Here is a 17,916-nt window from a genome sequence, read left to right on the forward strand (position 1 = left end):
CCACCCGCGACGGGGCGGCGTTCGGGGCTAGCGGAAGCGGTGCCGGCCGGGGCCGGAGCTCGGGCCGCCGGGGGCGCGGCCGGTCGGGGGCTGCACGTTCTGCGGTGCGTTCTGCTGCGGGAGGTTCTGCTGCGGGTTCTGCTGCGGGTTCTGCTGCGGGTTCTGCTGCGGGTTCGGCTGCGGGTTCTGCGGGGGCACGGGCTGGCCGAGGGGGGCGTCCTGCGGCGTGGACGGGGTGGCGTCCGGCACCCGCGGGATGCTCTGGGTGGGGGTGTCGGGACGACCATAGGGCGCTGCACCGACGGCCTGCTGGCGGGTCGGCTGCGGACCCGCCTGCCCGGCGGCCTCCGCCTGCGAGCGGCGGATGGCCTCCTGTGCGGCGGGCGGCAGGGTGTGCATCATCTCGGCCACCCGCTTCTGCCGCCGCGCCACGGCCTTGCGCTCGGGCAGCCCGGCGGTCGCCTCGAGCTGGGGCTTGATCGGGGGCAGCCCCGAGAGCTCGTCGACCTCGGCCATCTCCCGGGCCGCCTGGGCGGTGTCCTTCTCCTCCGACATCCCGATCGGGCCCTGCCGGCGCCCGTTGAGGAACTGCGCCACCACCGGGTCCTCGCTGGTCAGCAGCACCTCGCGCGGGCCGAACATGGCCAGGTGCTTGCGGTAGAGCATGCCGATGTTGTCCGGCACCGTCTGCGCGGTGTTGATGTCGTGGGTGACGATCAGGAACGTCGCGTCCGTCTGCGCGTTCAGGTCGATGATCAGCTGGTTCAGGTACGCCGTGCGCACCGGGTCCAGGCCGGAGTCCGGCTCGTCGAACAGGATGATCTCCGGGTCGAGCACCAGCGCCCGGGCCAGGCCGGCGCGCTTGCGCATCCCGCCGGAGATCTCCCCGGGCAGCTTCTTCTCGTCGCCCTTGAGCCCGACCATGTCCATCTTCTCCGCGACGATGTCGCGGATCTCGGCCTCGGACTTCTTGGTGTGCTCGCGCAGCGGGAAGGCGATGTTGTCGTAGAGGTTCATCGAGCCGAACAGCGCGCCGTCCTGGAACAGCACCCCGAACAGCTTGCGGATCTCGTAGAGCCGGGACTCGCTGCACCGCACCAGGTCTGTCTCGTGGATGACGATCGAGCCCTTCTCCGGCTTCAGCAGCCCGATCAACGACTTGAGGAACACCGACTTGCCCGTGCCGGACGGGCCGAGCAGCACGCTGACCTCACCGGGCGGGAGCGTGAGCGTGACGTCCGACCAGATGTTCGCGCGCCCGAAGGACTTCGTCAGTCCCTCGACCTTCACCTCGACACCGGGCACGTCGCCTCCTCGCGCACTCGAGCCTGCGGCACCGATCCTTGCCGGAGCACGCACTCGTCCTGCAGCGCCCAACGACCGCGTCGAAGTCTGGTTACTACCGGGTATTCCGCGGCGGCGCAGGCACTTCGACCGTTCCTGAGAACGACGGACACGCCCCGTGAACCGAGATCGACACGCTGTCGTCGATCACCGTCCGCGGAGCGTCGGCCGTCGCACTGTGTTACTCCGACCAGGCCCATGCCGGTACAACCCGGCTCTCAGGCTCCGGATGGAGTGACTTGCGGGGACACCACTCGATCGGAGTACGTGTCCTGGTCCGTCACCGGGCGTCCGTGGGGCACCGGGCAGCCCTGCGGGAAGGTCCCGAGCTGCCGCACGTCGAAGCCGTCCGGGTAGCTGCGGATGCTGGGCAGGTCCCGGACGAACTTCGGCCGCGTGCGCACGGGCATCGCGCGCACGACCCGGCCGCGCAGCCGCAGCGCGGCCCGCGACAGCGCCCGGAACCAGCGCGGCGGGGCCTCGTACCGGAAGGCCTCCCGCAGGTGGGCGTCCATGAGCGAGCGGGAGAAGGCGTCGATCAGCGCCGCCGGGGCCTTGTCGTTCGGCGGGAAGGTGCACAGCAGTGCGAGCGTCGAGTCGGCCACGGCGCGGCCGCCCGGGTCGTAGCCGAAGCGCTCGCGCTCGTACGCGTCGTGGACCTCGCAGAACTCCCGCCAGGTCGCCGGGATGTCCTTGATGCCCATGTGCCGGCCGAGCTCGCGGTAGTAGTTCGCGCTCGCGACCTTCTCCGTCTCCGAGAACGGCCGCCACCCGTACGCGTCCATCCACCGGATCGGCGAGACGACGAACGTGCACAGCGTGTACCGCATGTCGTCGTTGCTGATGGGATAGCTGCGGTGCATCTGGTTCATCCGCCGCACGGCGTCCTTGCCGGTGCCCGTGAAACCGTGCTCGAGGACGGCCTCGAGGATCAGTCCCGTGTCGTCGTAGCGCTTCTGGACGCGCTCGGTGAACTCGCCGGTCTCCGCCAGGAGCTTCCCGATCGTGGGCACCGCGTACGTGCGGAACAGCGCGAACGAGAGCGCCTGGTTGATGTCCCAGGGGAACTCGTACAGCGACATGAGCCGGTAGATCTCGAGCCAGTCCGTCTCCGGGTCGAGCAGCTCGATCTCGCGGAGCCGGTCGTAGCGTCCCGCGCGGGTCATCCGGCCAGCTCCAGCTGGTCCTCGGCGTGGAACTTCTCCTCGAGCGCCTCGGGGGAGGCGTCGACGTCGATCGCCCGCAGGTCGGCGCCGCGGGCGGACTCGATCGCCCCGAGCCGGCGGCCCAGCTTGTCCATCGCGTACTCGGCCATCTCCGAGATGTCGACGCCGAAGGGCGGCTCGCCGCCCTCGTACTTGTCGAAGGTCGCGGTGACCACGCCCATGGCCGGGACCATCAGCTCCTGCATGCGCTCGTCGACGACGTCGAAGAGCGCGTCGTCCGCCGCGACGTGCCGGCGGCAGGTGAAGGTGCCCCAGGCCATGTGACGGCGCTCGTCGTCGCCGATGTGCTTGATCACCTTCTGGATGCCGGGGAGGATCCCGCGGCTCGTGCAGATCTTCTGCCAGGCGAAGTAGCCGGTCAGCGCCAGCGTGCCCTCGACGATGTGGTTGTAGGTCACCGAGGCGCGGATCTGGTTGCGCGGCGACGGGTCGCGCTCCAGCGCGTACAGGCTGTCCGGCAGCTGCTTGGTGAAGATCTCCATGTACGCGTCGTTGAACTCGATGTACTCGTGGAGGTCCCCGCTCATCCCGACGGCGTCGAACCACAGCCGGAAGGCCTGGGTGTGCTTGGCCTCCTCGTACACGAACTGGGTCAGGTACATCTCGTCGGCGAACCGGCCCTCGGCGGCCATCGCCGCCACGAAGGGCTGCAGGTCCTGGGTCACCGACTCCTCGCCCGCCATGAACTGCGCGGCGAGCGCGCAGGTGTACCAGCGCTCCTCGTCGGTCAGGGCCGCGAAGTCCTTCGCGTCCTGCGAGAAGTCGATGTCCGCCGGGTTCCAGTGCCGCGCGGCCCCCTTGGTGAACAGGCGGAGCGGGAAGGACTCCTGCTTCAGCCCGCCCGCGTCGAGGGAGGCGAACCCGTCCCGCTTGCCGTGCTCGATCGTGCGCATGTCGGCTCCTTTGCCTCGCGGCCGGTGGTGGGAGGTGGGGAGTCAGAAGCGGATGAGACCGCGGATGTTGCGGCCGGACCGCATGTCCTCGTACCCCTCGTTGACCTGGTCGAGGGTGTACTCCTTGGTGACGAGCTCGCGCAGCTTGAGCCGGCCGAGGTTGTGCAGCTCGAGCAGGCGCGGCACGTCGTGCTGGCCGTTGGAGCTGCCGAACAGGGCGCCGCGGATCTGCTTCTCGTAGAGGGTGAGCTCCAGCAGGGACAGGCTCGCGGTCTCCTGCTCCGCCTTGCCCAGCGCGGTGACGACGACCCGGCCGCGCTTGCCGACCAGCTGCAGCGCGGGCTGCAGGTCGTCGCCCTCGGCGATGCCGGTGGTCAGGATCGCGGCGTCGGCGAGCTGGCCGCGGGTGAGCTCGGAGACCAGCGGCCAGGCCTCGTCGATGCTCGCGGCGGTGTGCGTGGCGCCGAGCTCGATCGCCTTCTCCCGCTTGAACTCCACGGGGTCCACGGCCACGACGTACCGGCAGCCGGCGTTGACCGCGCCCTGCACGGCGTTGGCGCCGATCCCGCCGATCCCGATGACGACGCACGAGTCGCCGGCGCGCAGGTCCGCGGTCCGCACGGCCGAGCCGAAGCCGGTGGTGACGCCGCACCCGACCAGCGCGGCGAGCTCGAGCGGGAAACCCTCGTCGATCTTCACGACGGACTTCACCGGCACCACGGTGTGCTGGCTGAACGTCCCGAGCAGGCACATCTGCCCGACCTCCTCGCCGCGGGCGTGGAAGCGGTAGGTCCCGTCGAGCTGCGGGCCGAGGGTGGCGCCCGCGCCGTCGTCGCACAGGCTCGTCATGCCGCGGACGCAGTAGCTGCAGCGCCCGCAGCTGGGCAGGAAGGTCATCACCACCGGGTCGCCGACGGCCACCTCGGTCACGCCGGGACCGACCTCGCGCACGCGCCCGGCCCCCTCGTGGCCGCCGACCATCGGGTAGGCGACGGGGAGGTCGCCGGTCACCAGGTGCTCGTCGGAGTGGCAGAGGCCGGACGCCGCCAGCTCGACCAGGACCTCGCCGGGGCCCGGCGGGTCGAGCTCGACCTCCTCGACCTCCCACTTGCCGCCCAGTTCCCACAGCACCGCTGCTCGGGTCTTCATGGGCGTCGATCATGACCCGCGTCACGCGGGCCCACAGCGGGCCGCGAGTTCCCGCCCTGTCCCCCGCGTGCCAGCCCGGTCCCGCGAGTCGGCGGTCCCGGGCGCCTGAGTTGCACATCTCCGGTATCCCGGGATGTGGGGTTCGGTGAAGTGGAAGTGCCGACTCGCGGGAACTAGGCGGGGGCGAGGGGGAGGGTGAGGCGGGCGACCAGGCCGCCGCCCTCCCGGGGCAGCAGGGTGAGCTCGCCGTTCATCGCGCCCACCAGGGCCTCGACGATCCACAGCCCCAGGCCCGCGGTGCCGCGCCGTTCCCCCAGCGCCACGCCCTTGGCCGTCACCAGGCCCTCCTGGCCGGGCGGCAGGCCGGGCCCGCGGTCGCGCACCTCCGCGACCAGCGTCCCGTCGGCGTACGCGAGGTCGAGCTCGACGGGTTCCTCGCCGCTGTGCCGGGCCGCGTTCTCCACGAGGTTGGTGAGCACCCGGCGCAGCCGCTGCGGGTCGCAGCGCACGGCCGCCCCCGCCGGCGCCACCGCGCTCCGACGACGGGCGGGCGTGACCGCGGCCGCGTCGAGCACCGCCTCGGCGAGCTCGGCCAGCACGACCCGCCGGTCGGTGACCCGGCCCAGCGGGCTGCCGTCCCGGACGGCCAGGTCGGCGAGGCCCTCCAGCATGTCCCGCAGGTGCACGGCGTGCTCGGCGAGCAGCCGGGTCGCGGTGCGCGAGGCCTCCGGGGACAGCGCGCCCTTCGCCAGGTCGGCGGTGAGCGCGGTCAGCGAGGCGACCGGGGTGCGGAACTCGTGCAGCACCACGCGGACCCCGTCCAGCCGGGCCTGCTGGGCGGCGACCAGCCGGGCCCGCAGCTCCCGCTCCGACAGCAGCTTCTCGTGCTCCGCCGCCGCCCGCGCCCGCGAGTCGGCGGCCTCCTGCAGCTGGCGCTCCAGCATCCGCACCAGCACCCCGACCAGCACCGCGCCGGCGACGAGGAACCCGCTCCACCACGCGCCCGTCAGCAGCCGCTCCGCCAGGGGCACCCCGGGGTCCGAGCCGAGCAGGCACGCGACCGTGAACCCGATGCCGACGCCCAGCGCGCCGAGCCGGCCCAGCACGGGCCCGCTGCGCAGCGACATCGCGATCGCGATCAGCGGCAGCACCGCCACGAAGATGCTGTCCGCTCCCCCGGTGAGCCCGCAGGCGACCAGGACCAGCACACCGTCGATCACCGTGATCACGGCGGGCCGCACGGGCAGCTGCCACTCGGCCCACTCGGCGACCACCAGCGCGGTGGCGTAGAGCGCCGTGCCGATCACGATGCCCCACACCACGAGCGGGCGGCCCCGGGCGAGCTCGGGCCCCACGGCGAGCGCCAGCCCCACGGCGACCACGACGATCGCCCGGATCACCACCGCGGCCCGCTCCTCGGCTGAGTCCGAGCGTCGCGTCCAGGGGTCCCAGCGGAGCGCGCCCGGGTCCGTCATGGCCTCCGCGAGCGGGTCCACCCTGCTGTCCGTCGGGCTCCTCACCGGGCCTCCCGTCGCCGTCGGTGCAGGTCGTGCGAGTCCGGAGACTAGATCCGATTAGGCTCCGGTCCGTGCAGGAGGGGCCCCACACCGTCGTCATCGTGGACGACCACGCGCTGTTCGCCCAGGGTCTCGCCCTCCTGCTGGAGTCCCGCGCGGGCGACACCTTCCGGGTCGCCGGCTCGGCCACGGCCGGCGAGGAGGCCGTGGCGCTCGTCGGGAGGAACCGGGCGGACATCGCGGTGGTGGACCTCGCGCTGCCGCCGCTCGGCGGGGTCGAGACGATCCGCCGGATCAAGGCCGCCTACCCGGCGACGAAGGTGCTCGCGCTCTCCGGCACCGAGGACCTGGACCTGGCCGCGGCCGCGCTGCGCGCCGGGGCCGACGGGTACCTCGCCAAGTCCGCGGACCCGGCGGTGCTCGTCGCCCCGCTGCTGTCGCTGCTCGCCGGGGTCAAGGTCGTCCGCGGGGAGCTGCTCGACGCGCTGCTGGCCTCCGCGGACCGCACCGCGGACGGCGTGCTCGACACCCTGTCCGAGCGGGACGTCGAGCTGTGGCGGCTGCTCGCCCGCGGCCTGGAGACCAGCGAGATCGCCCGGCCGATGCTGGTCAGCGAGCGCACCGCGAAGCGGATGATCGCCTCGCTGCTGCACAAGCTCGGCGCGGCCAACCGGATCGAGGCGGCCGCGCTGGCCGGCCGGGCGGGCCTGCTCGACGACCGGCGCCCCTGAGGACCGGTCCGTGCGGGCCAGGCATGGCCCGGCCGGGGAGTCGCCGCCGCGCCCCGGGCGGGCCAGACTCCCCGGCGAGCGAGCGAAAGGGGCTGCGACGTGGCGGCGTTCCAGAACGAGGCCGAGGTGTACGAGTACCTGGGCGGGGTCTTCCGGTTGGGCATGGAGGACGCGGCCCTGGTGGAGAAGCTGAAGCCCTCCGGTGTGGTCCTGCGCATCACCTACTCCGGCCCCGAGGCCGTGCTGACCGTGGACATGCCGAACTCGGAGATCCACGAGGGCGCGGGCAACGGCCCGGAGCCGAACGTCGAGCTGTTCATGAGCGCCGACACCGGCAACCGGTTCTGGCTCGGCAAGGTCGTGCTGCCGGTGGCGCTGGCCAAGGGCCAGGTCCGGGCGAAGGGCCCGGTTGCCAAGCTGCTGAAGGTGCTGCCGCTGGCGAAGGGCCTGTTCGGGCCGTACAAGAGCATGCTCGAGGAGAAGGGCCGCGCGGACCTGCTGGCCGCGTGAGCCCGGCGTCGCACGATCCGGTGAGGTCCGGGCGCCGCGCGGCGCCCGGACCTCGGCGGTGATCGATACTCCCTGCGGGCCCACCACGGGCCGCCCGGGGAGGCGTGACGTGAGCGGAGAGCGGACCGGGTCCGGCGAGCGGACCGCGGGCGGGCTGCCCGAGACCCTCTACCTCGACGTCCGGATGTGGACCTCGCTGCGCGGCCGGCTGCACGACTTCACGACCGTGGTGTGCGACGCCCCGGACCCCGCGCCCAGGGACGCCGACGAGTGGCACCGCTGGGCCACCGAGTACCTGCAGGTCGTCGCCGAGAAGGACGGCTGGCAGCCGGGCCGGTACTACTACCGTGCCGAGATCCGGGACGACGCCGACCGCACGGACCAGGTGCTCATGCAGAACCACTGGGAGTACCGGACCTGAGCCGCCGGACCGCGGGTCCGGCCCGTTGTGGCCGGGCCGCCGCCTCCTCGAGCCGGCGCAGGACCTTCTTCACGTCGCCCCAGGGCGTCGCCGTGTAGTGCGGCCGCTCGCGCAGCGAGCGGCTGTCGGCGCCGTAGCGCGGCGCCAGGATCGCGATGAGGGTCAGGACCGAGAGCAGGATCGTCGCTGTCATGGCTCCACTCTGGCACTATTGGCCTGATTCTCTAGGGCCAATTTCGCGGAGGTGGACTTGGTGGACCCCTTGAACCCCGGCACCCGCCGGATCGGCGGCTCGAGCTTCGCCCGCCTGCTGGGCACCTGGCGGCCGGACGACCAGCGCGGCCTCGCCGCCGCCCTCACCGAGCGCGTCCGGCTGCTCATCCTGGACGGCCGGCTCCCGCTCGGCACCCGGATTCCGGCCGAGCGCGAGCTCGCCGCCGCCCTGGACGTCAGCCGGACGACGGTGGCCGCCGCCTACGAGGCCCTGCGCGCCGACGCCTTCCTCGAGAGCCGGCGAGGCTCCGGCAGCTGGACCCGGGTCCCCGGACCCACCGGCGCGGCCGCCGCCGAGACGCCGTTCTCGCCGCTGACCGGGGGCGGGCTGACCGACCTCGCGCACGCGGCGCTCCCCGCCCCCACGGACGCGATCCGGCGCGCCGCCGCGGCGGCCGTGACCGAGCTCGACGGGCACCTCTGCGGCCACGGCTACACCCTCCCCGGCATCGCCGTGATGCGGGAGGCCGTGGCGCGGCGCTTCACCGAGCGCGGTGTGCCCACCACGCCCGAGCAGATCCTGGTCACCTCCGGTGCGCAGCACGCGATCGCGCTGGTGCTGACGCTGCTCGCCGGGCCGGGCGACCGGGTGCTCGTGGAGCACCCGACCTACCCGAACGCGCTCGACGCCATCCGCAGCCGCGGGTCCCGCCCGGTCCCCGTGCCGCTGGCCCCCGAGGGCCAGGAACCGGCGTGGGACGTCGACCTGCTCACCGCGACGGTCCGGGACACCCACCCCGCCCTGTGCTACCTGGTCCCGGACTTCCACAACCCCACGGGCGCGGTGATGCCGCCGGAGATCCGCCAGGGCGTGGTCGAGCTCGCGCGGCGCACGCGCACCCCGCTCGTCGTCGACGAGACCCTGGCCGAGCTGCCGCTCGACGTCCCGGCCCCGGAGCCGGTCGCCCGGCACGCGCCGGACTCGGCGCTGCTGATCACGATCGGGTCGGCGAGCAAGGTGTTCTGGGGCGGGCTGCGCATCGGCTGGATCCGCAGCTCGGCGTCCCTGGTGCGGCGGCTGGCCGCGCTCCGCCCGTCGATCGACCTCGGCGGGGCGGTGCTCGACCAGATCGTCACGGCCCGGCTGCTCGGCGAGGTGGACGCGGTCGTGGCCGAGCGGCAGGACACGCTGCGGGCCGCGCGCGCCGACCTGCAGCGCCGGCTCGCCGCGGACTTCCCGCAGTGGCGGCCCAACGACCCTGCGGGCGGGCTGAGCCTGTGGGTGGACCTGGGCGAGCCGGTGTCGAGCCTGCTCGCCGGCGCGGCCCGCCGGCACGACGTCCTGCTCGCCGCCGGGCCGCGCTTCGGCGTCGACGGCGCCTTCGAGCGGTACGTCCGGCTGCCCTACACCCTGCGCCCCGAGCAGGCCGCGGCCGCGCTCGATCGGCTCACGGCCGCGTGGCAGGGTCTGCGGCACCAGCCGGACCGCGCGGCGGCGGACCAGATCGCGGTGGCCTGAGGCGGAGTGCGGATCTGTGGTCCGGACCGCTGACCCGCGGCCGCCGGACCCGTAGAGTCCTGAACGATCGATCGATGAGGAGGATGGAAGTGGGCACTCGCAGCGGACCCCTCGCGGGCGTACGCGTCGTCGAGCTCGCGGGGATCGGACCGGGGCCGCACGCGGCGATGATCCTCGGCGACCTGGGCGCCGAGGTGGTCCGGATCGACCGGCCGGGCGGACTGAGGATCGGCGGCGAGGTCGACCCCACCCTGCGCGGGCGGCGCCGGGTGGCCGCGGACCTGAAGACCCCCGAGGGCCGCGAGACGGTGCTCAAGCTCGTCGAGAAGGCCGACGTGCTGCTCGAGGGCTACCGCCCGGGCGTCACCGAGCGGCTGGGCGTCGGCCCGGCGGACTGCCACGCGCGCAACCCCCGGCTGGTCTACGGCCGGATGACCGGCTGGGGCCAGGAGGGCCCGATGGCCGACCGCGCCGGCCACGACATCAACTACATCTCCCTCACCGGCGCGCTGCACGCCATCGGCCGCGGCGACGGCGAGCGCCCGGTCCCGCCGCTGAACCTGGTCGGCGACTTCGGCGGCGGCTCGATGCTGCTGGTCATCGGCGTGCTCGCCGCGCTGTACGAGGCCCGCGGCTCCGGCGAGGGCCAGGTCGTCGACACCGCGATGGTCGACGGTGCCAGCCTCCTCGTGCAGATGGTGTGGGGGATGCTCGGGCAGAAGTTCTGGCAGGACCAGCCGGGCAGCAACATGCTCGACGGCTACGCGCCCTTCTACGACACCTACACCTGCGCGGACGGCAAGTTCATGGCCGTCGGGGCGATCGAGCCGCAGTTCTACGCCGAGCTGCTGAAAGGCCTGGAGATCGACCCCGCCGAGCTGCCCCCGCAGATGGACATCCCCTCCTGGCCGGCCATCAAGGAGCGGTTCACCGAGGTCTTCAGGACGAAGACCCGCGACGAGTGGGCCGCGATCTTCGACGGCACGGACGCCTGCACCACCCCGGTCCTGGCCTTCGGCGAGGTCGCGCAGCACCCGCACATGGCCGCCCGGAACACGATCGTCAGCCCCGACGACACCCCGCAGGCCGCCCCCGCCCCGCGCTTCTCCCGCACCACCACCGAGGTGCCGGGCCGCCCGGCGGAGCCCGAGGCCGTCGAGCAGATCCTGGCCGACTGGTCCTGAGCACCGGGAACGACGAAGGCCCCCTCCGATCCGGAGGGGGCCTTCGTGCGCCGGACGACCGGCGCGCCGATCAGGTGCTCAGACGGCCTCGTCCACCAGCAGGTTGCGGGTGCGGTTCGGGTCGACCGGGATGCCCGGGCCCGTGGTCGTGGAGACGGTGATCTTCTTGATGTAGCGGCCCTTCGCGGCGGACGGCTTGGCCCGCAGGATCTCGTCGAGGGCGGCGCCGTAGTTCTCCACCAGCTTCTCGGTGTCGAACGAGGCCTTGCCGATGACGAGGTGCAGGTTGGCCTGCTTGTCCACCCGGAAGTTGATCTTACCGCCCTTGATGTCGCTGACGGCCTTGGTGACGTCCGGGGTGACGGTGCCGGTCTTCGGGTTCGGCATCAGGCCACGCGGGCCGAGGATGCGGGCGATGCGGCCGACCTTCGCCATCTGGTCGGGGGTCGCGATCGCGGCGTCGAAGTCCAGCCAGCCGCCCTGGATGCGCTCGATCAGGTCCTCGGCGCCGACGACGTCCGCACCGGCGGCCTCGGCCTCGGCGGCCTTGTCGCCGACGGCGAACACGATGACGCGGGCGGTCTTGCCGGTCCCGTGGGGCAGGTTCACGGTCCCGCGGACCATCTGGTCGGCCTTGCGGGGGTCGACGCCCAGCCGCATGGCGACCTCGACGGTCGCGTCCATCTTGCTGCTCGAGGTCTCCTTGGCCAGGGTGGCGGCCTCGAGCGGCGAGTACAGGCGGTCGCGGTCGATCTTGGCCGCCGCCTGCTCGTAGATCTTGCTGCGCTTTGCCATTGCTGTCCTCTTGGGTCAGGTCGTGGTCCGAGCCGCGCCCGGCTCTCCCACGCTCTCGATGTGGACCGTCAGTTGACGGTGATGCCCATCGACCGGGCGGTCCCGGCGATGATCTTGGCGGCCTGGTCCAGGTCGTTGGCGTTGAGGTCGCGCATCTTGGTCTGCGCGATCTCCCGCACCTGGTCCATGGTCACCGAGGCGACCTTGGTCTTGTGCGGCTCGCCGGAGCCCTTCTCCACGCCGGCCGCCTTGAGCAGCAGCTTCGCGGCGGGCGGGGTCTTGAGCTCGAAGGTGAACGAGCGGTCCTCGTACACCGAGATCTCGACCGGCACCACGTCGCCGCGCTGGGCCTCCGTGGCGGCGTTGTAGGCCTTGCAGAACTCCATGATGTTCACGCCGTGCTGACCCAGCGCGGGGCCGACGGGCGGGGCCGGCGTGGCCGCGCCGGCCTTGATCTGGAGCTTGATGATCGCGGAGAGCTTCCGCTTCTTGGGTGGCATTGAGATTCCTCAGTGATCGACGTACCCGCCGCGGACCTGCCCGCCGCGGCGGAGAACCGTGCGCGTCAGATCTTGGAGACCTGACTGAAGGCCAGCTCGACGGGCGTCTCGCGACCGAAGATGCTCACGAGCACCTTCAGCTTCTGCGCGTCGACGTTGACCTCGTTGATCGTGGCCGGGAGCGTGGCGAACGGGCCGTCCATGACAGTGACCGACTCGCCGACCTCGAAGTCGACCTCGACCTGGGCCGTGCCGCCGGTGCCGGCGGTCGCGCCGCCCGCACCCGCGGTGGCCGCGGCCTTCTCCTTCGGCGCCTCCTGCTTGGGCAGCAGGAACTTCAGCACCTCGTCCAGGGCCAGCGGCGACGGCCGCGAGGTGGCCCCGACGAAGCCGGTGACGCCCGGGGTGTTGCGGACGGCGCCCCACGACTGGTCGTTGAGCTCCATCCGGACCAGGATGTAGCCGGGCAGCACCTTGCGCTGCACCTGCTTGCGCTGGCCGTTCTTGATCTCGGTGACCTCTTCGGTGGGCACCTCGACCTGGTAGATGTAGTCCTCGACGTCCAGGGTCTGCACCCGGGTCTCGAGGTTCTGCTTCACCTTGTTCTCGTAGCCCGCGTAGGAGTGGACGACGTACCAGTCGCCGGGGGCGCGGCGCAGCGCCTCCTTCATCTCCTCGACCGGGTCGACCTCCTCGTCGGCCTCCTCGGCGGCACCGGCGTCCGCGGCGCTCTCCGCGCCGTCGCCGTCGGCGCCGGCCTCGAGGTCGCCCGGGTCGGCCTGCGCGTCCCCGGTCGGCACGGCCGCAGCCGCCTCCGAGCCGAAGTCCACCGCGGCGTCCTCCGCCTCCTCGGCCTCGACCGCCTCGGCGGCGGTGTCGGTGTCGTCGGCGGGGTCGATGCCGCTGTCCGAGCTGTCGGAGGCCTCGGCGCCGTAAGCCACCTCGACGTCGGTGTCCCGCACCGTCGTCTCGTCCTCGGCCGGCCGGCCGTCTGGGGAGGTCACGTGCTTCTCGCTTCCTTCGTCAGCGTCGTGCTCGATCGGGGTCCCGGGTACAAGGTTAGGCGCCGAACAGGGCCTGCACGCCCAGCCCGAACACCCAGTCCAGCAGCGACACCAGCGCGACCATGAAGGCGACGAAGACGAGCACGACGATCGTGTAGGTCACCAGCTGCTTGCGCGTGGGCCAGATGACCTTGCGCAGCTCCGCCACGACCTCGCGGAGGAAGCGGACCAGCCTGGCGACGGGCGACGCCTTGCGCGGCGCCCCGCCGCTGCGCGAGGGCGTCGGGCGGCCCTTGCCCGGCGTGGTGACCGCGCCGGTGCCCGACGACGACGAGGACGACGCGCGCCGCCCGCGGCGGTCCGCCGCGGACGTCGGGCGCTCCCGCCCGGTCTCCCGCTCGTCGCTCACGTTCGTCCTCACCGGCGGGCAGACGCCCGCCCCCTCGTCTCGTTCCCGATGTCGTCCAGGTGGCAGGGGTGACAGGACTTGAACCTGCAACCTGCGGTTTTGGAGACCGCTGCTCTGCCAGTTGAGCTACACCCCTACGCTGCCCCGGCCCGTCACGTCGGGGACCCGACGGGTTCGGAGCAGGCACACCGGAAGATCCGGTGCGCCCGGCGAACCGAGTGTACGGCACCCGGTCCGGGCCCCTTCACCCGCGGTCCCCCGGGGAGCTCGGACGGGGCCTGCGGGGTCGAAACCCACTCGCGCGAGCGTACGCGCGGTGCGCGAGGATGAGGCCCATGTCCGCACCCAGTGCAGCCTCTTCAGCGCAGAAGCCCCGGATCTCCGCCCGGATCGGGGGGATCGCCGAGTCGGCGACCCTCGCCGTCGACGCGAAGGCCAAGGCGCTCAAGGCCGAGGGCCGCCCGGTGATCGGCTTCGGCGCCGGCGAGCCGGACTTCCCCACCCCGCCGGCCATCGTGGCCGCCGCGCAGGAGGCGGCCGCGGACCCGCGCAACCACCGCTACTCTCCCGCGGGCGGGCTGCCCGAGCTCAAGGCCGCGATCGTGGAGAAGACGAAGCGGGACTCCGGGTACGAGATCGCCGCGAACCAGGTCCTGGTGACCAACGGCGGCAAGCAGGCCGTCTACCAGACCTTCGCCACCCTCCTCGACCCGGGCGACGAGGTCATCCTCCCGGCCCCGTACTGGACCACCTACCCCGAGGCCATCGCCCTGGCCGGCGGCGTGACCACGGTCGTCGTCACCGGGCCGGAGGCGGACTACCTGCCCTCGGTGGAGCAGCTCGAGGCCGCGCGCACCCCGGCCACCAAGGTGCTGCTGTGGTGCTCGCCGTCGAACCCGACCGGTGCCGTCGCGCCCCGCGAGCTCACCGAGGCCGTCGGCCGCTGGGCCGTGGAGCACGGCATCTGGGTCGTCACGGACGAGATCTACGAGCACCTGGTCTACGACGGCGCCGAGGCCGTCTCGATGCCGGTCGCCGTGCCGGAGCTGGCCGACACCTGCGTGGTGCTCAACGGCGTGGCCAAGACGTACGCGATGACCGGCTGGCGGGTCGGCTGGATGGCCGGCCCCGCGGACGTCGTCAAGGCCGCCACGAACCTGCAGAGCCACCTGTCGTCGAACGTCGCGAACGTGTCCCAGCGCGCCGCGATCGAGGCGCTGACCGGCCCGCTCGACGCGGTCGAGGAGATGCGCAGCGCGTTCGACCGGCGCCGCCGCACCATCGTCGAGCTGCTCTCGGCCATCCCGGGCGTGCAGTGCCCGACCCCACGGGGCGCCTTCTACGCCTACCCGGCCGTGGGCGAGCTGCTCGGCAAGCAGATCCGCGGGCAGAAGATCGAGACCAGCCTGGACCTCGCCGCCGCGGTGCTGGAGCACGCCGAGGTCGCCGTGGTGCCGGGCGAGGCCTTCGGCACCCCGGGCTTCTTCCGGCTGTCCTACGCCCTGGGCGACGACGACCTGAGGACCGGTGTCGAGCGGATGGGCGCGCTGCTGCGCGAGGCCCAGTAGCGACCACCGACACGCACGAGGGGCGGGCACCGGTCGCGGTGCCCGCCCCTCGCGTGCGTGGGGGACCTACTTGTCGAGCTCGGCCAGGGCGGCGAGCGCGGACGCGCGCTGGAAGTACTTCCACTTCGCCAGGTCCCCGACCGACTTGATGCCGAGGGCGGCCAGCGCCTCGTCGTGCTTCTCGGTGAGGCCCTCGAGAGCCGACGGCGGGGCCTTGAGGACCTCCGCGGCCGTCTTCTCCTCCCAGGCCTTGTCCACCAGCTTCCCGAACTTCACGTTGGTGCTCCCTCCGTGCGGTGCGGGCCCTCGCGGACCCGGGACGCAAGGCAGCATCGACCCCGGCGACGATCACGGCAACCGGAGACGGCCCGCGACTCAGTCCGGGAGGACGACCTCGGCGGTGGCGCGGCCCAGCACGGACCTGCCCTCGAACACGGCCTTGACGTCGATGCGCGCGACGCGCACGCCGTCCGTCTCGGTGACGTCCGCGACGGTCCCGGTGATCTCGACGAGGGCTCCGGTGTCGTCGTCCGGGACGACCACGGGGCGCGTGAACCGGGTGCCGTAGCTGCGCACCAGGGCGGGATCGCCGACCCAGTCGGTGACGACCCGGCCCGCCACGGCCATCGTCAGCATCCCGTGCGCGATCACGCCGGGCAGCCCGGCGACACCCGCGACCCGGTCGCTCCAGTGGATCGGGTTGAAGTCGCCGGAGGCACCGGCGTAGCGGACCAGGTCCGCCCGGGTGAGGTGCACGCGCAGCGGCGGCAGCTCGTCGCCCTTCTGCGCGCCTGCGGCGCCCTGCGGGGTGCTCATGCCTGGGTCACCAGCAGCGAGCTGGTGGTGGCGACGGCCTCACCCGCGGCGTCGGCGACCTCGCAGCGCAGGGTGAGCATGTGGCTGCCCGCACGGGTACGCAGCTCGTCGACGTGGATCGTGGTGAACAGCTCGTCGCCGCCGTGGATCGCGCGGTGGAAGGTGATGCGCTGGTCGCCGTGGACCATCCGCGTGTAGTCCCAGCCGAAGCCGGGGTCCCGGAGGAACGCCTCGATCAGGGGCATCGTGAAGGTCGTCGAGAACGTCGGCGGCGCGACCAGGTCGGGATGACCGGCCGCGCGCGCGGCATCGACGTCGCGACTGAGCGGGGAGGTGTCCCCGATCGCCGCGGCGAACTCGCGGATCTTCTCCCGGCCGACCTGGAAGGGACCGGCGGCCGGGAGCGAACGGCCGACGAAGGACTCGTCGGGCACTGCGCTCAGCGGGTCTCGCGGTGGGCGCGGTGCGTGCCGCAGTTCGGGCAGAACTTCTTGATCTCGAGCCGGTCGGGATCGTTGCGCCGGTTCTTCTTGGTGATGTAGTTCCGGTGCTTGCACTGCTCGCACGCCAGCGTGATCTTCGGCCGGACGTCGGTGGCCTTCGCCATCGCGGGTGCCTCCTGCTGCTTTCCTGCTTCGAGCTCGGATCGTGTGTGTAGCGGTGGCCGGACTTGAACCGGCGACACAGCGATTATGAGCCGCTTGCTCTACCGACTGAGCTACACCGCCTCGCGAAGCCGGTCACACCTACCTCGCTGGAGCCCCTTTACGGAATCGAACCGTAGACCTTCTCCTTACCATGGAGACGCTCTGCCGACTGAGCTAAAGGGGCGGCACGGCCCTCCGGAGACTTCCCCGTCGGACCTGCAGAACTCTACACAACCCCCTCCGCGGGCCGCCAACCCGGGGGGCTCCCTCCCCGTTTCCGCAGCTCCGCCGCCGGTGGGTTCGTGGAGAGGAGCGGCGGGGTCGTGACCGGCCCGGTGGGGCCGGCGGTGCGGTCGCGCCCCCTCCGCCCCGCACATCCGGTGAGGCTCCACAGGCCGTCGACGCGTCGCACATCCGCCGAGGCGCCGGACATCCGCCGAAACGCCGCACATCCGGCCCGGCGCGTCTCACAGTCGCCGGCGCGTCCGACAGCCGCCGGCGCGCCGCATAGCCGCCGACGCGTCTCACATCCATCAGCGCTCCCACAGCCGCCGACGCGCACATCCGGCCCGGCGTGGCGGAACATCCGGAGAGTCGGCGGCACAACCGGTCGACGGGCGGGGTCACGCGCCGCCGGGTGTGCGGCGGGCTCGGGCAGGCACGCCCGCGCCACCTCACCGCCGTCGCGCGCAACGGCGACTGCCCCGGCGAGGACGGCAAGGGGCGCCCCGAGGCGACCCGCCGCCCGGCGAGGAAGCCGGCGTTCGATCCGCGACTTTCTCGAGTCCGCACACCCATCGGAGCGCCGCACAGGCCGTCGACGGGGTGTGCGGCGGGTCCTGCGGGTGTGAGGGGCGGCAGGAGCGGGTGTGCGACGCGCACCCCGCGAGGACGGCGCGCAGCGCATCCCCGCAGGGGCCGGCCCGCGACGACTTCGGCGTTCGATCCGCGGCTCTCTGGTCCGCACACCCATCGGAGCGCCGCACAGAGCGTCGACGGGGTGTGCGGCGGGTTCTGCGGGTGTGAGGGGCGACAGGAGCGGGTGTGCGACGCCCGACGCCGCGAGGAGGGCGTGCAGCGCATTCCGAAGCGGCCGGCCCGGCGAGGACAGCCGGCGTTCGACCCGCGGCCCTCTCGAGCTCGCACACCCGTCAGGGCGCCGCACAGGCCGTCGACGGGATGTGCGGCGGGTCCTGCGGGTGTGAGGGGCGGCAGGAGCGGGTGTGCGACGCCCCCACCGGTCGCAGGGCGAGAGGAATGCGGCCGCCGCGCCCGGAGCGACGCCTCGCGCACCCGCGACCCGGGACACCCCTTGAGCCGTCACACACCCGTGCGGGCAAAGCGGCACATCCGACAGGTCGGCGGCACACCCGGTCGACGGCTCGCGTCGCGCACGTCCGGGTGTGCCGCGAGATCCGGACGCGCTGCGCCGCACCCGCCCGCGTCATCCCCGCCCGCGTCATCCCCGCC

General features: G+C 72.8%; 20 protein-coding genes and 3 tRNA genes. 6 read left to right on the top strand and 17 right to left on the bottom strand.

Translation table 11 applies throughout. From position 1 onward, the window contains the following. Positions 1 to 27: 27 nt before the first annotated feature. The 5 genes from ACFQH9_RS24795 to ACFQH9_RS24815 form a co-directional block, all read right to left on the bottom strand. On the bottom strand, positions 28 to 1,305 hold the full coding sequence (locus ACFQH9_RS24795) for an ABC transporter ATP-binding protein (protein WP_379569493.1): 1,278 nt from the start codon (positions 1,303 to 1,305) through the stop codon (positions 28 to 30). Positions 1,306 to 1,562: 257 nt separating this feature from the next. After that, positions 1,563 to 2,510 (bottom strand): oxygenase MpaB family protein, encoded by a 948-nt coding sequence (locus ACFQH9_RS24800; RefSeq protein WP_379569495.1) that lies wholly within the window; start codon positions 2,508 to 2,510, stop codon positions 1,563 to 1,565. Beyond that, positions 2,507 to 3,463, bottom strand: coding sequence for a R2-like ligand-binding oxidase (locus tag ACFQH9_RS24805; protein WP_379569497.1), 957 nt, complete (start codon positions 3,461 to 3,463; stop codon positions 2,507 to 2,509). Before ACFQH9_RS24805 ends, ACFQH9_RS24800 begins: the two co-directional genes overlap by 4 nt. Positions 3,464 to 3,505: 42 nt before the next feature. Then, a complete protein-coding gene (locus ACFQH9_RS24810) occupies positions 3,506 to 4,612 on the bottom strand; it encodes an NDMA-dependent alcohol dehydrogenase (RefSeq protein ID WP_379569499.1) in 1,107 nt (368 codons plus the stop codon). A 173-nt stretch (positions 4,613 to 4,785) separates the two neighbouring features. After that, positions 4,786 to 6,132: a sensor histidine kinase gene (locus ACFQH9_RS24815; protein WP_379569501.1), complete on the bottom strand. Its 1,347-nt coding sequence runs from the start codon at positions 6,130 to 6,132 to the stop codon at positions 4,786 to 4,788. A 68-nt stretch (positions 6,133 to 6,200) separates the two neighbouring features. On the opposite strand from ACFQH9_RS24815, the gene ACFQH9_RS24820 reads away from it, so the two are divergent. From ACFQH9_RS24820 to ACFQH9_RS24830, 3 genes are all read left to right on the top strand, one after another. Beyond that, positions 6,201 to 6,860 carry a response regulator gene (locus ACFQH9_RS24820; RefSeq protein WP_379569503.1) on the top strand — a complete coding sequence of 220 codons (660 nt, stop codon included), beginning with the start codon at positions 6,201 to 6,203 and terminating at the stop codon, positions 6,858 to 6,860. Between the two features lie 99 nt (positions 6,861 to 6,959). Next, complete coding sequence (locus ACFQH9_RS24825) at positions 6,960 to 7,370, top strand: sterol carrier protein (protein ID WP_379569505.1); 411 nt, start codon at positions 6,960 to 6,962, stop codon at positions 7,368 to 7,370. Between the two features lie 109 nt (positions 7,371 to 7,479). Continuing rightward, entirely contained in the window at positions 7,480 to 7,791 is a 312-nt protein-coding gene (locus tag ACFQH9_RS24830; protein ID WP_379569507.1) for a hypothetical protein, read from the top strand. Here ACFQH9_RS24830 and ACFQH9_RS24835 read toward each other — a convergent pair. Then, the gene (locus ACFQH9_RS24835; RefSeq protein WP_379569509.1) at positions 7,760 to 7,984 is read right to left on the bottom strand and encodes a hypothetical protein; all 225 of its coding nucleotides are present in this window, start codon (positions 7,982 to 7,984) and stop codon (positions 7,760 to 7,762) included. The genes ACFQH9_RS24830 and ACFQH9_RS24835 overlap by 32 nt on opposite strands. Positions 7,985 to 8,044: 60 nt before the next feature. Between ACFQH9_RS24835 and yczR the strand changes: the two genes are divergently transcribed. Together yczR and ACFQH9_RS24845 are read left to right on the top strand one after the other, a co-directional pair. Continuing rightward, complete coding sequence (gene yczR / locus ACFQH9_RS24840) at positions 8,045 to 9,523, top strand: MocR-like transcription factor YczR (RefSeq protein ID WP_379569511.1); 1,479 nt, start codon at positions 8,045 to 8,047, stop codon at positions 9,521 to 9,523. A gap of 89 nt (positions 9,524 to 9,612) precedes the next feature. Continuing rightward, a complete protein-coding gene (locus tag ACFQH9_RS24845; protein WP_379569513.1) occupies positions 9,613 to 10,707 on the top strand; it encodes a CaiB/BaiF CoA transferase family protein in 1,095 nt (364 codons plus the stop codon). Positions 10,708 to 10,785: 78 nt separating this feature from the next. On the opposite strand, the gene rplA is transcribed toward ACFQH9_RS24845, so the two are convergent. From rplA to ACFQH9_RS24870, 5 genes are all read right to left on the bottom strand, one after another. After that, complete coding sequence (gene rplA, locus ACFQH9_RS24850) at positions 10,786 to 11,502, bottom strand: 50S ribosomal protein L1 (RefSeq protein ID WP_379569515.1); 717 nt, start codon at positions 11,500 to 11,502, stop codon at positions 10,786 to 10,788. Positions 11,503 to 11,570: 68 nt separating this feature from the next. Beyond that, entirely contained in the window at positions 11,571 to 12,002 is a 432-nt protein-coding gene (gene rplK, locus ACFQH9_RS24855) for a 50S ribosomal protein L11 (protein WP_345383506.1), read from the bottom strand. 65 nt (positions 12,003 to 12,067) lie between these two features. Continuing rightward, complete coding sequence (nusG, locus tag ACFQH9_RS24860) at positions 12,068 to 13,006, bottom strand: transcription termination/antitermination protein NusG (protein WP_379569518.1); 939 nt, start codon at positions 13,004 to 13,006, stop codon at positions 12,068 to 12,070. 55 nt (positions 13,007 to 13,061) lie between these two features. Then, a complete protein-coding gene (gene secE, locus ACFQH9_RS24865) occupies positions 13,062 to 13,415 on the bottom strand; it encodes a preprotein translocase subunit SecE (RefSeq protein ID WP_379569520.1) in 354 nt (117 codons plus the stop codon). A gap of 60 nt (positions 13,416 to 13,475) precedes the next feature. Next, a tRNA-Trp gene (locus tag ACFQH9_RS24870) sits at positions 13,476 to 13,551 on the bottom strand. Between the two features lie 199 nt (positions 13,552 to 13,750). Here ACFQH9_RS24870 and ACFQH9_RS24875 point away from each other — a divergent pair. Further along, positions 13,751 to 14,983, top strand: a complete 1,233-nt coding sequence (locus ACFQH9_RS24875) for a pyridoxal phosphate-dependent aminotransferase (protein ID WP_379569522.1) — start codon at positions 13,751 to 13,753, stop codon at positions 14,981 to 14,983. A 66-nt stretch (positions 14,984 to 15,049) separates the two neighbouring features. On the opposite strand, the gene ACFQH9_RS24880 is transcribed toward ACFQH9_RS24875, so the two are convergent. The 6 genes from ACFQH9_RS24880 to ACFQH9_RS24905 all read right to left on the bottom strand — a co-directional run bounded on the left by ACFQH9_RS24880 (position 15,050) and on the right by ACFQH9_RS24905 (position 16,630). Next, the gene (locus tag ACFQH9_RS24880) at positions 15,050 to 15,259 is read right to left on the bottom strand and encodes a hypothetical protein (RefSeq protein WP_379569524.1); all 210 of its coding nucleotides are present in this window, start codon (positions 15,257 to 15,259) and stop codon (positions 15,050 to 15,052) included. A gap of 99 nt (positions 15,260 to 15,358) precedes the next feature. Further along, on the bottom strand, positions 15,359 to 15,799 hold the full coding sequence (locus ACFQH9_RS24885; protein WP_379569526.1) for a MaoC/PaaZ C-terminal domain-containing protein: 441 nt from the start codon (positions 15,797 to 15,799) through the stop codon (positions 15,359 to 15,361). Continuing rightward, on the bottom strand, positions 15,796 to 16,233 hold the full coding sequence (locus ACFQH9_RS24890) for an FAS1-like dehydratase domain-containing protein (RefSeq protein ID WP_379569528.1): 438 nt from the start codon (positions 16,231 to 16,233) through the stop codon (positions 15,796 to 15,798). Before ACFQH9_RS24890 ends, ACFQH9_RS24885 begins: the two co-directional genes overlap by 4 nt. Positions 16,234 to 16,238: 5 nt before the next feature. Continuing rightward, complete coding sequence (gene rpmG / locus ACFQH9_RS24895; RefSeq protein WP_232869006.1) at positions 16,239 to 16,406, bottom strand: 50S ribosomal protein L33; 168 nt, start codon at positions 16,404 to 16,406, stop codon at positions 16,239 to 16,241. Between the two features lie 48 nt (positions 16,407 to 16,454). Next, positions 16,455 to 16,527 (bottom strand) — tRNA-Met (locus ACFQH9_RS24900). Between the two features lie 27 nt (positions 16,528 to 16,554). Continuing rightward, a tRNA-Thr gene (locus ACFQH9_RS24905) sits at positions 16,555 to 16,630 on the bottom strand. Positions 16,631 to 17,916: the final 1,286 nt, after the last annotated feature.

It is taken from the genome of Pseudonocardia lutea (genome assembly GCF_042658055.1).
GTDB lineage: Bacteria > Actinomycetota > Actinomycetes > Mycobacteriales > Pseudonocardiaceae > Pseudonocardia > Pseudonocardia lutea.